13 protein-coding genes are annotated in these 17,114 nt (G+C 63.4%); 11 read left to right on the plus strand and 2 right to left on the minus strand.

Going from position 1 to position 17,114, the window contains the following annotated elements:
* The first annotated feature begins 104 nt into the window (after positions 1 to 104).
* The gene (locus J3T93_RS07410) at positions 105 to 1,328 is read left to right on the plus strand and encodes an alkaline phosphatase family protein (protein WP_267431151.1); all 1,224 of its coding nucleotides are present in this window, start codon (positions 105 to 107) and stop codon (positions 1,326 to 1,328) included.
* Here J3T93_RS07410 and sepH read toward each other — a convergent pair whose 3' ends face one another.
* Positions 1,329 to 2,390 carry a septation protein SepH gene (sepH, locus tag J3T93_RS07415; protein WP_267431152.1) on the minus strand — a complete coding sequence of 354 codons (1,062 nt, stop codon included), beginning with the start codon at positions 2,388 to 2,390 and terminating at the stop codon, positions 1,329 to 1,331.
* Between the two features lie 167 nt (positions 2,391 to 2,557).
* On the opposite strand from sepH, the gene J3T93_RS07420 reads away from it, so the two are divergent.
* The 3 genes from J3T93_RS07420 to J3T93_RS07430 all read left to right on the plus strand — a co-directional run bounded on the left by J3T93_RS07420 (position 2,558) and on the right by J3T93_RS07430 (position 5,759).
* On the plus strand, positions 2,558 to 2,851 hold the full coding sequence (locus J3T93_RS07420; RefSeq protein WP_024627827.1) for a DUF4193 domain-containing protein: 294 nt from the start codon (positions 2,558 to 2,560) through the stop codon (positions 2,849 to 2,851).
* Entirely contained in the window at positions 2,851 to 3,315 is a 465-nt protein-coding gene (dut, locus tag J3T93_RS07425; protein ID WP_267400120.1) for a dUTP diphosphatase, read from the plus strand. The genes J3T93_RS07420 and dut overlap by 1 nt, the downstream gene beginning before the upstream one ends.
* 83 nt (positions 3,316 to 3,398) lie before the next feature.
* Positions 3,399 to 5,759: a RelA/SpoT family protein gene (locus J3T93_RS07430; protein WP_267431153.1), complete on the plus strand. Its 2,361-nt coding sequence runs from the start codon at positions 3,399 to 3,401 to the stop codon at positions 5,757 to 5,759.
* A gap of 164 nt (positions 5,760 to 5,923) precedes the next feature.
* On the opposite strand, the gene J3T93_RS07435 is transcribed toward J3T93_RS07430, so the two are convergent.
* Positions 5,924 to 7,396, minus strand: coding sequence for a DUF349 domain-containing protein (locus J3T93_RS07435; RefSeq protein WP_267431154.1), 1,473 nt, complete (start codon positions 7,394 to 7,396; stop codon positions 5,924 to 5,926).
* An 84-nt stretch (positions 7,397 to 7,480) separates the two neighbouring features.
* Between J3T93_RS07435 and hisS the strand changes: the two genes are divergently transcribed.
* The 7 genes from hisS to J3T93_RS07470 all read left to right on the plus strand — a co-directional run bounded on the left by hisS (position 7,481) and on the right by J3T93_RS07470 (position 17,109).
* On the plus strand, positions 7,481 to 8,866 hold the full coding sequence (gene hisS, locus J3T93_RS07440) for a histidine--tRNA ligase (RefSeq protein ID WP_267431155.1): 1,386 nt from the start codon (positions 7,481 to 7,483) through the stop codon (positions 8,864 to 8,866).
* 39 nt (positions 8,867 to 8,905) lie between these two features.
* Positions 8,906 to 10,708 carry an aspartate--tRNA ligase gene (gene aspS / locus J3T93_RS07445; RefSeq protein WP_267431225.1) on the plus strand — a complete coding sequence of 601 codons (1,803 nt, stop codon included), beginning with the start codon at positions 8,906 to 8,908 and terminating at the stop codon, positions 10,706 to 10,708.
* A gap of 184 nt (positions 10,709 to 10,892) precedes the next feature.
* On the plus strand, positions 10,893 to 11,708 hold the full coding sequence (locus tag J3T93_RS07450) for an amino acid ABC transporter ATP-binding protein (protein ID WP_301280166.1): 816 nt from the start codon (positions 10,893 to 10,895) through the stop codon (positions 11,706 to 11,708).
* Positions 11,709 to 11,751: 43 nt separating this feature from the next.
* Complete coding sequence (locus J3T93_RS07455) at positions 11,752 to 12,582, plus strand: glutamate ABC transporter substrate-binding protein (protein WP_254477180.1); 831 nt, start codon at positions 11,752 to 11,754, stop codon at positions 12,580 to 12,582.
* Between the two features lies 1 nt (position 12,583).
* On the plus strand, positions 12,584 to 13,261 hold the full coding sequence (locus tag J3T93_RS07460; protein WP_015021680.1) for an amino acid ABC transporter permease: 678 nt from the start codon (positions 12,584 to 12,586) through the stop codon (positions 13,259 to 13,261).
* Positions 13,262 to 13,267: 6 nt separating this feature from the next.
* Positions 13,268 to 14,431: an amino acid ABC transporter permease gene (locus J3T93_RS07465; protein WP_254477078.1), complete on the plus strand. Its 1,164-nt coding sequence runs from the start codon at positions 13,268 to 13,270 to the stop codon at positions 14,429 to 14,431.
* Between the two features lie 74 nt (positions 14,432 to 14,505).
* Positions 14,506 to 17,109, plus strand: a complete 2,604-nt coding sequence (locus J3T93_RS07470) for a DEAD/DEAH box helicase (RefSeq protein WP_267431156.1) — start codon at positions 14,506 to 14,508, stop codon at positions 17,107 to 17,109.
* Positions 17,110 to 17,114 lie beyond the last annotated feature (5 nt).

A 17,114-nucleotide genomic window follows, 5' to 3' on the forward strand; every position in this document is an offset into this window, starting at 1 on the left:
CTGCTCCTTCACGTTCCGCCTTATGATAACCGGACGGTCCGCCAAAGCCTTCACCGCAGGGATGCGGTGTCGGCCTGGGGTCTGACCGTGCTTGAATGGAAGGCATGGGTCTGGATACACCTGACATGAAGGAACTGCTGCAGCCGAGTCCGCCTATCCAATACGGGGACCGGGCGGGGGCTAACCATGTTGGCGGGGCCAGGCATCTGTCCGCCGTCCTGCCAGCCCTGAGTGCCTGCCTGGGAATGCCTGTGGCCACCGACGTCCATCCGTCTGCCAAGGCTCTCCAGGAGGCTCTGGGACTGCCGGAGGCCCGGTCGGTGGTCGTCGTCCTGGTGGATGGGCTGGGATTCTGGAATCTGGTCAGCCGCCAGGGCCATGTGCCCTACCTGCGCTCGCTGCTGTCCGAGCCCATCAACCAGCGTCCCCTCTACACCAGTCTGCCCTCGACGACCGTGGCGGCCATGGGGGTCTTCGGCACCGGAACCAGCCCTGGACTGACCGGCATGACCGGCTACACCCAGCTGAACCCGGACACCGGCCAGTTGGGTCAGATGATCCAATTCAGGGGCGCTCAGGATCCCGAGCACCTGCAGCGCCGTCCCACGGTCTTTGAGACCCTCCAGGCGCAAGGGGTCCGTGTGACCTCCTCGGGCCTGCCGCGTTTTCGCGATTCAGCCCTGACCCGCGCGGCTCTGCGTGGCGGGGAGTATCTGGCCCACAACCACTCCCGTCAGCGTCTCCTGGCCGCCTGCGAGGCCGCCCGCCAGCCGGGTCTGACCTACCTCTACATTCGCGATGTGGACAAGGTGGGCCACCACAGCGGCTGGGAGGGTGAGGAGTGGGTGGCCGCTCTTGAAGCCACCGATGCACAGCTGGCCGAGCTTCATCGCCGCCTGCCTGCCGGGACACTGACGGTGATCATAGCCGATCACGGCATGGTTGAGTCCGATCCGAACCAGCGCATTGACATTGCCCAGGATCCCGAACTGAACCGGGATGTGCGACTGGTGGGCGGCGAGCCCAGGGCGGTCATGCTCTATCTGGACCAGGGGGCGAACCCCCAGGTCGTGGCTACACGCTGGCGTGAGCGTCTGGGGGAGCGGGCCTGGGTGTTGACCCGGGACCAGGCCATCCAAGGGGGAATCTTCGGCCCTGTGGACGCTCGGATCCGACCCATGATCGGCGACCTTCTGGTGCTGGCCGGTGACCGGATCACCCTGGTGAATTCTGCAGATCAGACGGATGCCGCAACCAGGCTGCCCGGCGTGCATGGTTCATGGACCCGTCTGGAGACGCAGATTCCCTGCCTGATCGACCTGGTCTGACTACTTGCCGAAGAGGATCTCATCCCAGCTGGGCACGGCCGACCGTCCGGAGTGCTTTTTGGCCCGCTTGCTGCGGCGACCCTCCTTGGGCTGATCCTCCTGCTCGTCCTGCCCGGCATCATCGCCTGGATCCTCTTGCCGGGGCTGCTCCTGGTCCGCCTGGCTCTGTCCATGGTTCTGCACGGGCAGGACCATGGTGGATTCGTTGTCCCTGATGGGAGGATGCTCGGCTGTGTCGGGGTCCTCGGTCAGTTCTGCGCTGGGGTGGCTGGGCTCTTGCTCGGCTGTCCGCTCCTGGCTCTCCTTGGGCTTGCCATAGAGCCAGGCCGTGAGTGCCGCCTGACGTTCACCGCTCTCCTGGCCCTCCGATCCGGCGTCCTCTTCTTCGATTTGGGTAAAGGTATCCTTCTGGCTTGGAGGCCGCCTGTCGGTCTGATCGTCAATCGCTTCGGCAGGCCGATCCTGACCATGATCGTCTGCGGAATCATCCAGCAGCATCCTTGCCGCCCCGTTCAGACAGGTCACGGTGTTGTCATGCATGTTCCAGGCCCAGCGGGCGTTGAAAATCCGCTTGTCCAAGGTAAACACGCCGTTGATGTTCCAGGGTTCGTACCCTCGTCTGGTGGCCTGCCAGGACACCTGTGACAGGCTGACCCCTGCGCGGGCCAGCACCTTGCCGATCAGTTCCTGGTAGTTTCGCCCGCCCGACCCCTTGGGCGCCGGCATGGTCAGGAACTGCTCGATGGCGTACTTCTTTTCGGTCTCCACCGGGGCCGCGAAACGCCGTACCAGCGCTTCGTTGACAGCGTATTGCTGAGCCACCTGCTCAGGGCGAGCGCCGGCGCGCACAGCCGCCTGAATGGCCGAGACAGGCAGGGGCTTGGACTTGCCGGTCTGGGGGTCAACGTCCTCTTCTTCCTTGACCTGCTTGGCCTCAAGAATGGCGCGATCAAGCGCATCGTCGACCCTTACGGCGAAGTGCCGGTGGTCACAGACGAAGACCAGATCGCCCCTGTCGTCGACATGGTCAAAGCTGGCCACCCTGGTCCCATTCTCAGACATGCACGCCCCTATCCTCTTACGGTTCCTTTACACGGCCTTAGGTATTTCCATTGTGCCCTACGGTTGGTATTTTACGTGCTTTTGAAATCGTGTATCCTATGCGCAGTACATATCGTGTGAAATGACCGGCATACGAGGTGGCCGGCCGAACAAGGAAAGGGTACACGATGGCACAGGATTACGATACCCCGCGCGACAAGGACGAAGACGAGGAATCCCTGCAGGAGCTGGGCAAAAGCGGCCAGGATGCCGGGGCCGACCTGGACGACGACGAGAACGCCATCGCCGAGGACTACGAGCTGCCTGGCGCCGACCTGAGTAATGAGGACTCTTCGGTGACCGTCATCCCCATGCAGGGCGATGAATTCATCTGCTCCAACTGCTTCCTGGTCAAGCACCGGAGCCAACTGGCCTACACCACCCCCGACGGCAAGCCCGTCTGCAAGGAGTGCGCCGCCTGATGGCCTACGACGAGTCCTACAACGAGCCAGAAACGGTCGAGGTCCTGTTCAAATCCTTGGATGGGGCCAAGGTGCCGGAATACGCCATGCCCGGCGATGCAGGTGCCGATCTGCGAGCCAGGGTGGCCGTGGATCTGGCTCCCTTCCAGCGGGCGCTGGTTCCCACCGGCGTCGCTCTGGCTCTGCCCAACGGGTACGTCGGCCTGGTTCACCCGCGCTCGGGACTGGCAGTCAAGATGGGGGTAACCGTGCTCAACGCGCCCGGAACCATCGATGCCGGGTACAGGGGCGAGATCAAGGTGCCGCTGATCAACTTGGATCCGCGTGAGTCGGTTCACTTCGAGCCCGGGGAGCGCATTGCCCAGCTGATCATTCAGCGCTACGTACAGGCCCGTTTCGTGCCCGCGGAACGTCTGCCCGGCTCGGCGCGTTCGGATGCCGGATTCGGCTCGACGGGCCGCTGAGGCATCCTTCGGACACGGACGGCCTGAATGGGTCAGGCGCAAGTGTAAGATTGGTGCATCATATCGCTACATTGGAGGCTTGAATGGTCACTCAGGAGGGCAGCGTCTGCAGCAATGATGTCGGCGATCAGACCCCTTCTGGCCTGTCCTCCAGAGCCTTGGGATGTGAGGTCAGCGACGATCCGCTCAACCCCCTGATGTCCATCTGGGAGATTTGCGCCGCCCATCATCCGGGCGAGGATCTGTCCATGCTCCAGCGCGCCTATGACCGCGCTGTGGTCCAGCATGCCGACCAGAGGCGCAAGTCTGGCGAGCCCTACATCATCCATCCGCTGGCTGTGGCACAGATTCTGGCAGACCTGGGCATGGGGCCCAAGGTGGTTTCGGCTGGTCTGCTGCACGACACTGTGGAGGACACCGACTACACCCTGGAGCAGTGCAGGGACGAGTTCGGCGACACGGTGGCCGGCCTGGTGGACGGGGTCACCAAAATATCCAAGATGGACTACGGCGATTCGGCACAGGCCGAGACCATACGCAAGATGATCGTGGCCATGAGCCGAGATGTGCGCGTCTTGGTGGTCAAGTTGGCCGACCGGGTCCACAACGCCCGCACCTGGCGCTACGTCAAGGCTTCATCAGCCCAGCGCAAGGCCCGCGAGACCCTGGATGTCTATGCGCCCCTTGCCAACCGGCTGGGCATGAACGCCATCAAAACCGAATTGGAAGAACTCAGCTTCAAGACTCTCTATCCCAAGATCTACCACGAGATCGTGGTGCTGGTCTCCCGCAGGGCGGGCCAGCGGGAGGTCTATCTGAAGCAGATCCTGGACGAGATCCACGAGGATCTGGACGCCCAAGGCATCAAGGCCCAGGTGACCGGACGGCCCAAGGACTACTTCAGCATCTACCAGAAGATGATTGTGCGCGGGCACGATTTCGCTAACATCTATGATTTGGTCGGGGTGCGGATCATTGTGGACACCATCCGCGATTGCTATGCGGCCCTAGGCGCCGTCCATGCCCGCTGGAGTCCGGTGCCTGGGCGGTTCAAGGACTACATCGCCATGCCCAAGACCAACCGCTACCAGTCCCTGCACACCACGGTGGTAGGCCCGGGCGGCAAGCCGGTGGAGATTCAGATCCGCACCTGGCAGATGCACCGTCGTGCCGAGTTCGGCATCGCCGCCCACTGGAAGTACAAGGAGAACGGGTCCGCCGGCCGCGAGCTCTCCCAGCCGGACAAGTCCGACGTCAAGCGTGAGCGCCAGGAGGGGGAGCTGAGCCAGGAGGACAACCTTACCTGGATCCAGCAGCTGGCCGACTGGACCAGCGAGACTCCTGACTCCAATGAATTCCTGGGCTCCTTGAAGGATGATCTAGGCTCGGCCGAGGTCTATGTGTTCACTCCCAAAGGCAAGATCATCTCCCTGCCGGCCGATTCCACGCCGGTGGACTTCGCCTATGCCGTCCATACCGAGGTGGGCCACAGAACCATGGGCGCGCGCGTCAACGGCCGTCTGGTCCCCCTGGATACCAAGCTGCGCAACGGGGATACTGTGGAGATCCTGACCAGCAAGTCGGACACCGATGGGCCTTCGCGCGACTGGCTCAGCTTCGCCAAGAGCCCCCGCGCCCGCAGTAAGATCCGTCAGTGGTTCAGCAAGGAGCGCCGTTCGGAGACCATCGGAGAGGGCAAGGACGAGCTGATCCGCGCCATGCGCAAGCGGAACCTGCCCGTGGCCACTCTGCTTACCCCCGAAGCCATGGTGGGTGCTGCCGACGAGCTTAACTATCCCAATGAGAATGCGGTCTACGCCGCCATAGGCGACGGACAGGTCTCCACTCAGAATGTGATTTCCCGGCTGGTCAATGATGCCGGCCGGTCAGCCCTTGAGGACGAGGTGGAGCAGGAGGCCATTCCCCTGCAGCGGGTCACCAAGTCCAGCCGGCCGGAGACCTCCCAGGGGATCTCGGTCAAGGGTGTGGACGATGTCTGGGTCAAGCTGGCCCGTTGCTGCACCCCGGTGCCGGGAGATCCCATCACCGGGTTCATCACCCGCAACCAGGGCGTTTCGGTTCATCGGTCCGACTGTCAGAACCTTCTGGACCTTCGCAAGAAGCAACCCGAACGGATCATCGAGGTCTCCTGGACAGGCAAGCAGGGCACCTTCATGGTCCAGATCCAGGTGGAGGCCCTGGATCGGCCCCACCTGCTCTCCGACATCACTCAGGTGCTGTCCGACCACGGCGTCAACATCCTGTCTGGCAGCCAGTCCACTGGCCGTGACCGGGTGGCGGTCAGCCAGTTCGTCTTCGAAATGGGCGACCCCCAGCATCTGAACACCCTCTTGTCGGCAGTCAGGAAGATCGACGGGGTCTTCGATGCCTACCGTCTGACCGGAGCCAAGGGTTCGACCAGCCCCCATATGCGGGCCATCTGACCTTCCATCTCAACCACCGCTATGTCCGCTTTTCCTCTACACTCTTGCGACGGCAGGGTCACTTGCTTTCGGCCTTGAACTGAAAGACGGTTATCAACGGTGGTTACGGAAGGGCCCCCGGTGGTCGATGACCAGGCCGGGGGCCCTGAAGCAGTCAGATGCGATCAGCGCACGGCGTTCATCCACTGCTCCTTGGTGGCCTTCTCGGCCTCAAGCTCCTGCTTCTTAGCCGGATCCTGCTCGGCGGCGATCCGACGGTCCAGATCCTCAAGCTGGGCGGCCAGCTGCTGCTCGAAGCTGGAGACGCGGGCATCGGCCTCGGGGTCCGACTGGTTCCAGGCTGCATCCTCCACGGCCTTGATCTGCCGGTCCACAGCATCCATCCTGCCTTCGATCCGGCGCATGTCGTCACGGGGGACAAAGCCGATGCCGTCCCATTCCTCCTGGATCTTGGCCAGCTCCTGCCGGGCCTGCTTGGCGGCCTTGGCATCCTTGACGGGCAGCAGAGCCTCAGCCTTGGCCACCAGGGCTTCTTTCTTGGTCAGGTTTTCGCGCTCGTTGACCGAGGTCTTGTCCCGGTCTGCCTGACGGGCGTTGAAGAAGACATCCGCGGCCTGACGGAACCGGGCCCAGAGGGCATCGTCATCCTGACGTCCTGCCCGTCCGGCCTGCTTCCAACGGTCCATAAGCTCGTTGAACTGGTGGGAGGTGGGTCCCCAGTCGGTGGAGTCCTTGATCTGGTCGGCCTCGGCGATGATCTCCTCTTTGATCCGCTTGGTCTCTGTCCGTTGGGCATCACGCTGCTGGGCCCACTTGCGGCGGGCCTGGTTGAAGGTGGTGCGGGCGGAGGAGAAGCGCTTCCAGAGCGCGTCCGCGTCGGCCTTGTCGATGCGGATGGTGGTGCGCTGGTGGTGCTGCCACTGCTCGAAGAGGGAACGGAACTTGTCCGCTGTGGAACGCCAGTTGGTGGAGTCGCCCAAGGAGGCAGCCAGCTCTTCGGCCTTCTCCACAATGGCGGTCCGCTCCTTGATGGCCTTGGCCATGGCATCCTTGCGAGCCTGCGCCAGCTCGGCCTTGCGTGCCTGCCCCTGTTCGGCCAGCTGGTGCAACTGCGTGCGGAGGGCTGCGAGGTCGCCGACGGCCTCGGGCTGGCTGGTCTCCTCCTTGAGTGAGGTTATGGACTCGTCAATCTCGTGGGCCTTGATCTTAGGGCTGCGCAGCCTGGAGGCGAAGAGGTTCAGCTTCTCCTTGAGGTCCAGGTAGCGGCGGGCGTAGAGGTTTAGGGCCTCCTTGGCATCAGCGTTGGGGAACTGGCCCACCTGGCGCTCCTGGTCGCCCTCGCGGACGAAGACATTGCCCTGCTCGTCCACCCGTCCGAAGGCTTCTGCCTTGTCGATCTCCTCCTGGCTGTAGGTGGGAGCGGCCGAAGCGGCCTTGACATGAGGGGCCTTGTGGGCCAAAGCCGCAGGGGAGGGGACTGCCTTGGGCTTTGCCGGCGGCTCAGCCGGTACCGGTGCGCTCTGGGTCTGTCCGGCTTCGGGTGTCGTGGCAGCGGCGACCTGGCCCGCCGCATCCGCGGTGTGCTCCTCCTGCGGTGTCGAGGTGTTCTCGGGTGTGATGGCGGTGTTGTCGGCCATGGCCAGCTCCTTAGGCTTGTGTGTTGGAGAGATCGCAAAATATGGCAGTACCATTTTCCTTGACCTCCTATAGTATAGGTTCTTATGGCAAAAGGCACATCTCTATCCGGTTTCCCTGAATGGCTTCCTTCACAACGAGTGGTGGAGCAGCGCGTTATCGACACGCTCCGCAAGGTCTTCGAATTGAACGGCTACATCGGCATTGAGACCCGGGCAGTCGAAGAGGGCTCCAGCCTGCTCAAGAAGGGGGAGACCAGCAAGGAGATCTACCTGCTCTCCCGGCTGCAGGATCTGGGCCAGGAAAAGGATGCGCCGGTGGAGCGTCGGCTGGGCTTGCATTTTGACCTGACCGTGCCGCTGAGCCGCTACGTGGTGGAACACAGCAACGACTTGACCTTCCCCTTCAAGCGCTGGCAGATTCAAAAGGTCTGGCGGGGGGAGCGCCCCCAGGAGGGACGGTTCAGGGAGTTCGTCCAGGCTGATATTGATGTGATTGGCAACGGGGAGCTGCCCGACCACTACGAGGTCGAGGTGCCCCTGGTCATGCTGAGCGCTCTGGAGGAGCTGCGGGCCTTCGGACTGCCCAAGCCCACCGTGCATGCCAACAACCGCAAGCTTTCCGAGGGATTCTACAGGGGTCTGGGTCTGGAGGATGTCGAGGGCGTGCTGCGCGAGATCGACAAGCTGGACAAGATCGGCCCTGACGAGGTGGCCAGCCTGCTGGTCAGTGAGTGCGGTGCCAACCAGGACCAGGCCAGGGCCTGCCTGGATCTGGCTGAGCTGACTGCCGACGATGGCGAGCAGCTGCGCCAGCGGTTTGACGCCCTGGTCGACAAGGTTGGCATCGACAAGCAGTCTTCTTCATACTCCTTGGCCATTGAGGGGCTGGAGACGCTGGCCATGATCATCGACGAGGCCGCACGCATCCGGCCGGGCTCTGTCATCGCCGACCTGAAGATCGCCCGCGGCTTGGACTACTACACCGGCTCTGTTTATGAGACTTTCCTTGAGGGGGCGCAGTCCCTGGGATCCATCTGCTCCGGCGGCCGTTATGACAACCTGGCCAGCCAGGGCAATCGCACCTACCCGGGTGTGGGGCTGTCCATCGGGCTTTCGCGCCTGCTCTCCTACCTGTTGGCCCAGGGGGTTCAGGCCTCTCGGGTCTCCCCAGCGGCGGTCATGGTCGCTGTTTGGGACGAGGAGGATCGCACCGTCAGCAACCATATCGCCCAGGACCTGCGTGCCAGGGGGATCGCCGCTGACGTGGCACCCACCGCAGCCAAGATCGGCAGGCAGATCCGCTATGCCGACCACCTGGGCATCCCCTATGTCTGGTTCCCCGCCAAGGAGGGCCAGCAGGAGGGTGACCAGGTCAAGAACATCATTACCGGTGAACAGATTCCGGCTGACCTGGTGTCGTGGACGCCGGATAGCCTGTATGCCCGGCAGAGTGTGGAATACCAGGCCTGACGCACGGGCAGGCCGAGCATTATGGAGGTACAGGAAAGCATGGGCCAGTCGGCTTACAGAACCAGCTACGCCACGGATGTCACTGAAGATATGGTCGGTCGCCAGGTCACGGTGGCCGGTTGGGTGGATCGCCGCCGTGATCACGGAGGTGTGGCCTTCATCGACCTGCGTGACCGCTCCGGTCTGGTGCAGATCGTCATCTATGACGAGGAAGAGGCCCGGCCCCTGCGCAGCGAGTACGTGATCCAGGTCACCGGCAAGGTTCGCGAACGTCCCGAGGGCAATGACAACGAGCACCTGTCCACCGGGCACATCGAGATCGTGGCCGACAAGATCGAGGTTCTGGCCAAGTCGGCCGCCCTGCCCTTCCAGGTGTCCACAGCCCTGGAGAACGAGGCCGAGAACAAGCTGCCCGGCGAGGATGTGCGGCTGCGCTACCGTTATCTGGACCTGCGCCGCCCCTCCATGCAGCGCAACATCCGCCTGAGGGCCGCCATGAACCGTGCCGCCCGTGCCGCCCTGGACAAGATGGACTTCTGCGAGATCGAGACGCCAACCCTGATCAAGTCCACGCCCGAGGGTGCCCGCGACTTCCTGGTCCCGGCCCGCCTGGTGCCCGGATCCTGGTATGCCCTGCCGCAGTCCCCCCAGCTACTCAAGCAGCTGCTGATGGTGGGTGGCTTCGAGCGTTACTACCAGATCGCCCGCTGCTACCGCGACGAGGACTTCCGCGCCGACAGGCAGCCCGAGTTCACCCAGCTGGACATCGAGATGAGCTTTGCCTCCCAGGAGGACGTAATGGCCATGGCCGAGCAGGTCATTGCCGAGGTCTGGAAGGCTGCAGGATTTGAGGTCACCTTGCCCATCCCCAGGATCAGCTGGCAGGAGGCCATGGACAAGTACGGCTCCGACAAGCCCGACCTGCGCTTCGGCAACCCCATCGTCGAACTGACCGACTACTTCAAGGACACCCCCTTCCGGGTCTTCCAGGCCCCCTACGTGGGCGCCGTGGTCTACCAGGGTGCGGCCAACCTGCCCCGCAGGCAGTTCGATGCCTGGCAGGAATGGGCCCGCCAGCGGGGTGCCAAGGGCTTGGCCTACGTCCAGTTCACCGGCGAGGGCACCCTCAAGGGACCCGTGGCCAAGAACCTGTCTGATGCCGAGCGTCAGGGCCTCAAGGAGGCTGTGGGTGCTTCGGATGGCGATGCCGTCTTCTTCGCAGCCGGTCCCCGCGAGGCCTCGCAGACCCTGCTGGGTGCGGCCCGTGTGGAGATCGCCCGTCGCCAGGGACTGCTCAAGCCCGACGAATTCGCTTTGACCTGGGTGGTGGACTTCCCGCTCTTCAAGCCCACTGACGACCCGGATGACGACGATGTGGCCGTGGGCCATTCCAAGTGGACCTCCATGCATCACCCCTTCACCATGCCCTCGGCCGACTGGATCGACCGCTTCGACAAGGATCCCGAGCACGCCATGAGCGACTCCTACGACATCGTCTGCAACGGTGAGGAGATGGGCGGCGGCTCGGTGCGTATCCACCGCGACGACATCCAGGACCGAATCTTCAAGGTGCTGGGTATCGGCCCCGAGGAGGCCCAGGAGAAGTTCGGCTTTTTGCTGGATGCCTTCAAGTACGGCGCTCCGCCCCACGCGGGCATCGCCTTCGGCTGGGACAGGACCGCCCAGATCCTGACGGGAGCCAACTCCATCCGCGATGTCATCGCCTTCCCCAAGTCCGGTGGCGGCCAGGATCCCATGACCGGTGCCCCTGCGCCCATTTCCGACCAGCAACGCGCCGAGACCGGCGTGGACTGGGAGCCGGATCAGGAGGATGCCGACTGAGCGCACTTCGTCACTGATCGACGAGAGACTATAAGGGCTGGAATCCTGCGGGAGACCGGCCCTTATTGTTTTTGTCCTTCTATGCATTGGCGGGTCAATCGGTCGCGCTTGGCCAGGGGCTCCGCTTTTCATGAGAACCGTTTCTATGGCCGTTCTGCAACAAAGGATGAGTAAACTGCCCAATATGAGCGAAACAACCAAACAGCCGTCGGAGCGGATTCTGCCGGAGAAACCGGCTTCGGACCGCCCCGTCAAGGACAAGTCCGGGCCGCTGGTCGAGCTGGCCCACGTCGAGAAACATTTTGGCAGCCTGCACGTCCTCAAGGACATCAACCTGCAGGTCGACACCGGCGAGGTGCTGGTGGTGGTCGGGCCCTCAGGTTCCGGCAAGTCCACCATGTGCCGAACCATCAATCGCCTGGAGTCCATCGACTCCGGTGTCATCAGGATCGAGGGGGAGCCCCTACCCCAGGAGGGACGAGACCTGGCTCGGCTCAGGGCCGAGGTGGGCATGGTCTTCCAGTCCTTCAACCTCTTCGCCAACAAGACCATCCTGGAGAACATGACCCTGGCGCCCATCAAGGTGCGCCACATGCCCAAGAAGGATGCCGAGGACCTGGCCATGGACCTCCTGGCGCGGGTGGGCGTGGAATCTCAGGCCTCCAAGATGCCCTCACAGCTCTCCGGCGGCCAGCAGCAGCGTGTGGCCATCGCCCGTGCCCTGGCCATGCAGCCCAAGATCATGCTCTTCGACGAGCCCACATCAGCGCTGGACCCGGAGATGGTCAACGAGGTGCTGGATGTCATGATCCAACTGGCCCAGGAGGGCATGACCATGATCTGCGTGACCCATGAGATGGGCTTTGCCCGTCAGGCGGCCGATCATATCGTCTTCATGGCCGACGGGCGGATCCTGGAAAAGGACGACCCCGACGATTTCTTCGACCACCCCAAGACCCAGCGGGCCGCCGACTTCCTGTCCAAGATTCTGACCCACTGAAGCAGGAGGGAAGCGTATCCGCATGAATGCAAGCATGCATGGCATGGGCCGGCCGTTGAAACGGCTGGCCAGGAATCTGACCGCAATCCTGTGCGCACTGGGTTGTCTGGTCTCACTGGCGGCTTGCGGCTCCGACAAGGAGGCAGGCAAGATCCGGGTGGGCATCAAGTTCGACCAGCCTGGTCTGGGCTTCAAGAAGGCCGGGACCTATGTGGGCTTCGACGTGGACGTGGCAACCTACATCGCCGACAAGCTGGGGTACAGCGCCGACGACATCGTCTGGAAGGAGGCCCCCTCCAAGCAGCGGGAGGCCATGCTCCAGAACGGCGACGTGGACATGATCCTGGCCTCCTACTCCATAACGGACGAGCGCAAGCGGGCGGTCTCCTTCGCCGGACCATACATCGTGGCCGGCCAGGACCTGCTGGTGCGCAAGGAGGACCATCAGATCCGCGGCCCCGAGGACCTCAACGGCAAGCGCCTGTGCTCCGTGACCGGATCCACCTCGGCCGTCACTGTCAAGAAAAAGTTTGCCAAGGAGGTCCAGCTGATGGAGCAGCCCGGCTATGCCGAATGCGCCACGGCCCTCTTCTCAGGCATCGTCGATGCGGTCACCACTGACGACATCATCCTGGCCGGGCTGGCCTCCGCCTCCCGTGGAAGGCTGCGGTTGGTGGGCAAACCCTTCACCCAGGAGTACTACGGCGTAGGCATCAAGAAGGGGAATACCAAGCTGGCCCACAAGATCAACGCGGCCCTGGCCGACATGGAGGCCAACGGCTCCTGGCAGCGGGCGCTGGAGAACAACACCCGGGGCACCCACTACAAACCCGACCCGCGATTCAACCCGCCCAAGCCAACGGAAGGAGAGTGAGATGTCAACCATCATCGAACTGTTTTCCGACTACGACATCCCGGCGGCCTTCTGGGTCAACATCCAACTGACCCTCTGGTCGGCCCTCTTCTCGCTGGTTCTGGGCATCATCCTGGTGATCATGCGTATCTCGCCCATCTCCTCCCTGAGGGCCGTCGGCCGAGGGTATGTGGAGTTCTTCCAGAACATGCCTCTGACCATCATCATGGTCTTCATGGTCCTGGGGGCCTTCGCCCAGCTCAAGATCAGCTTCTCGCCGGAATTCTCCGTCAACTTCTTCTGGCTGGCGGTGACGGGCCTGTCCCTGTATACGGCGGCCTTCGTCTGCGAGTCCCTGCGCTCGGGCATCAACACGGTTCCTCTGGGCCAGGCCGAGGCGGCCCGCGCTCTGGGGTTGAGCTTCTTCCAGTCGGCCTCGCAGATCATTCTGCCCCAGGCCTTCCGCGGGTCGGTGGCGCCCCTGGGCAACACCTTCATCGCCCTGCTGAAGAACTCCACCGTGGCTGCAGCCGCTTCCGTGGCCTCCGAGAGCTCCTCCCTGATGAGCGAGATGATCGAGTTCCACGCCAACGCCATTGTGGCCATCTTCCTGATTTTCGCCCTGGGATACGTGATTCTGGTTCTGCCCATCGGAGCCTTGACCACGTACCTGTCCAACAAGCTGGCAGTGAGGAGGTGAGCGGCCATGGCACAGGACAATGAGAGCTCGCTGCTCTTCGATCAACCCGGCCCCAAGGGCCGGCGCACCATACGAATCGCCAACTGGATAGCCGCCGTCATCTTCGCCATCGTGGTCATCCTGGTGCTGATGAGGCTGCACAACCCTCCGGACGGTGAGAACCAGCTGAGCTGGGAACTCTGGCGCCCGGCCCTGGACTACGAAGCCTGGTCGGACTTCTACCTGCCCGGGCTCTGGCTGACCATCAAGGCCTCGGTTGTTGCCGTGATAGGCTCGGTCATCTTCGGATTCGTCTTCGGCATCGGCCGTCTGCTGCCCAACGGGCTGGTAAGGGCAGTCTCAGGCGTCATAGTGGAGTTCTGCCGGGCCGTCCCGGTGCTGATGATGATGATCTTTTTCTGGCGCTGGTTCGCCTTTGCTGGAATCAGCCAGGCCTCCTACTGGGCCGTCGTGCTGGGCCTGATCCTCTACAACGGCTCCGTGGTGGCTGAGCTGATCCGTTCGGGCGTGGGCAACCTGCCCAATGGCCAGCGCGAGGCCTCTCTGGCCCTGGGGTTGACCAGGACCCAGTCCCTGATGCAGATCGAGGTTCCCCAGGCCGTCTATGCCATGTTGCCGGCGGCCGTGACCCAGCTGGTCGTGGTCCTCAAGGATACGGCTCTGGGCTCCATCATCATGTACACGGATCTGCTGCAGGAGTCCCGTCGTCTGGGCTCCATGTACTTCAACATCCTGCAGACCCTGGTGGTGGCCTCGGTGGTCTACTTCTTCGTCTGCTTCCTGCTGTCCTACTTCGCCCGCTGGCTGCCCAAGAAGATGCAGGAGCGCACCGCCGCCCCCGCCGACTTCGTGGAGCCGGCCGCGCCTGTGGCCATCATGGATCCCTCCAATGTCAACCAGATAGCCGTGGCCAAGGAGGTGGATGAGGACCGGTACGGCGGCGCGCCGCTGCAGTACCACGCCCATCACCGTGGATCCAACGCCTCCATCCAGCACTGGAGGAAGACCCGCTACATCCAGGGCTATGACAGGACCCAGCCCGACACGCTGGTCGATCCACACAAGGCGAGCCTGGAGATTCCGGACTTCCTCAAGCCTAGACGCGGCGGCCGCTCCGACGGCGATCAGAAGGACGAGGGCAAGAAGCAAGAGGGCAAAGACCAGGACTGAACGGTCCTCAGCTCCCATGATCCCAAGCCAGTCTCCGGCCGGACTTGTGCGCCTGGCCGGATAGACTGGTGGACATGGTCCAAGAACATGCTGATTCCTCAACCGCCCCAACCGGCCAGCCCGCCTCCCTTGGCGACCTGGTTCCCGAGGCGGGAGGCCCTCGCAACCTGACCGAGGATCAGATCTACGACCGCTTCTTCTCCTGGGTGGCTTCCCGGGGCATCACCCCCTGGCCGCATCAGGAGGAGGCCGTCCTCTCCTTGGTTTCAGGCGACCATGTGATCCTGTCAACCCCGACCGGCTCGGGCAAGTCCATGGTGGCCCTGGCTATGCATTTCATCGCCCTATGCACCGGACGGCGCTCCTACTACACGGCCCCCATCAAGGCCCTGGTCTCAGAGAAATTCTTCGACCTGGTTTCGGTTCTGGGCCGCGACCGTGTTGGCATGATCACCGGCGACACCCACATCAACACGGATGCCCCGGTCATCTGCTGCACGGCCGAAATCCTGGCCAACCAGGCCTTGAGGGAGGGTCGCCATGCCGACATCGGGTGTGTGGCCATGGATGAGTTCCACTATTACGGGGATCCGGACCGAGGCTGGGCCTGGCAGGTGCCCCTGCTGACCCTTCCCGATGTGCAGTTCCTGCTCATGTCGGCCACCCTTGGCGACGTGGATCAGATCGCCCAGGACCTCGAACGCAAAACCGGGGTGGGTGTGGACATCGTTGCCGATGCCCCCCGACCGGTGCCACTGGATTACCGTTACGTGGACACCCCCCTGCCTAGCACCGTGGAGTCCCTGCTGGCCGATGGGGATTCGCCGGTCTATATCGTTCATTTCTCCCAGGATGCCGCCCTGGAGACGGCTCAGGCCCTGTCCAGCACGGGGGTCTCCGACCGGGGGCAGCGCGACCGGATCAAGGAGGCCATGGCCGGCACCCACTTCACCACGGCCTTCGGCAAGATTCTGCAGCGGCTGTTGCGCACCGGGGTCGGGGTTCACCATGCGGGCATGCTGCCAAGATACCGGCGCCTGGTGGAGCAGTTGGCCCAGGATGGCCTTCTGCCGGTCATCTGCGGCACAGACACCCTGGGGGTCGGCATCAACGTGCCCATTCACACCGTCCTGCTGACCGGACTGACCAAGTTCGACGGCTACAAGATGCGCCGTCTGCGCGCCCGGGAGTTCCACCAGATCGCCGGTAGGGCCGGACGCATGGGCTTCGATACCAGCGGACTGGTCGTGGCCGAGGCACCCGAATACGAGATAGAGAACGCCAGGGCCGTGGCCAAGGCGGGCAACGACCCCAAGAAGCTCAAGCGGATCAAACGCAAGAAGCCCCAGGAGGGGTTTGTCACCTGGGGCAAGGGAACTTTCGACAAGCTGATTGAGGCCCGTCCCGAGACCCTGACGCCGCACCTGAAGATCACCCACGCCATGGTCCTCAACGAGGTTGATCAGGGCGGGGATGCCAGGAGGCGGGTGGAGGATCTGATCGAGGACTCCCGTCAGACCCCGCAGCAGAAGGAGTATCTGCAGGACCGGGCCGACGAGATCTTCCAGACCCTGACCGATACCGGAGTCATCGAAACCGAACGGAACCCGGACGGCGGCCTGGACTACTTCACGACCGTGGATCTGCCCGAGGACTTCGCCCTGGACCAGCCCCTTTCGCCCTTCCTGCTGGCTGCCCTGGAATTACTGGATCCCGAGGATCCTGACTATGACATGAATCTGCTCTCCATGGTCGAGGCCACCCTGGAGGATCCCCGGCAGATACTCAAGGCCCAGCAGCGGCAGGCCCGAGATGCGGCCATCCAGCAGATGAAGGAGGATGGCCTGGAATATGAGGAACGGATGGAGCGCCTGCAGGAGGTGACCTGGCCCAAGCCCCTGGAGGAGCTGCTGGGGGAGGCCTTCGACCGCTACCGCCGGGACGTCCCATGGGCCAACGACTATGAGATCCACCCCAAGTCCGTTCTGCGGGACATGATCGAGACGGCCTCGGACTTCAACGGCTACATCGCCCGCTACGGAATATCCCGGTCGGAGGGGACTCTGCTGCGGTACCTGTCCGATGCCTATCGGGCTTTGAGCAGGACGGTTCCCGAAGAGTTCATGGATGAGCGGCTGGAGGACATCCTGGCCTGGCTGGGACTGATCGTGCGTTCGGTGGACTCCAGCCTGGTGGATGAGTGGGAGGCCGCAGGCAGGGCTGAAAATGGCGAAGTCCCGAGTGGGCTAGATGCCGCCCCGCCCAAGGTGGAAAACCAGGTGGTGGCGGACCGGCGGGGGCTGACCCTGCTGGTGCGCAACGCCATGTTCCAAAGGGTGGAGCTGGTGGCCGCCGACCGCCCGGAGGCCCTGGCCGACCTGGATGCAGACTGGGGATACGGTCTGCGGGCCTGGAGCGACGCGCTGGACGACCTCTACGAGGACCATGAGCAGATCCTGACCGATGCCCAGGCCCGGTCCTCGGACTTCTTCAGCCTGGATGACCGGGACGAGAGTCAGGGGCACACCTGGCGGGTCCAGCAGATCTTCGACGATGTCGAGGGCGAACGCGACTGGGGCATCGCCGGCATCGTGGACCTGGATGCCGCCCAGGAGAGCGGTCAGGTGGTCTTCAAGGAATACCGGGTGGGTCCCATCGAGGAGTTGATGGAGCTCTAGGCCGG

It is taken from the genome of Bifidobacterium sp. B4111, assembly GCF_026537235.1.
In the GTDB taxonomy this organism is placed as follows: Bacteria; Actinomycetota; Actinomycetes; order Actinomycetales; family Bifidobacteriaceae; genus Bombiscardovia.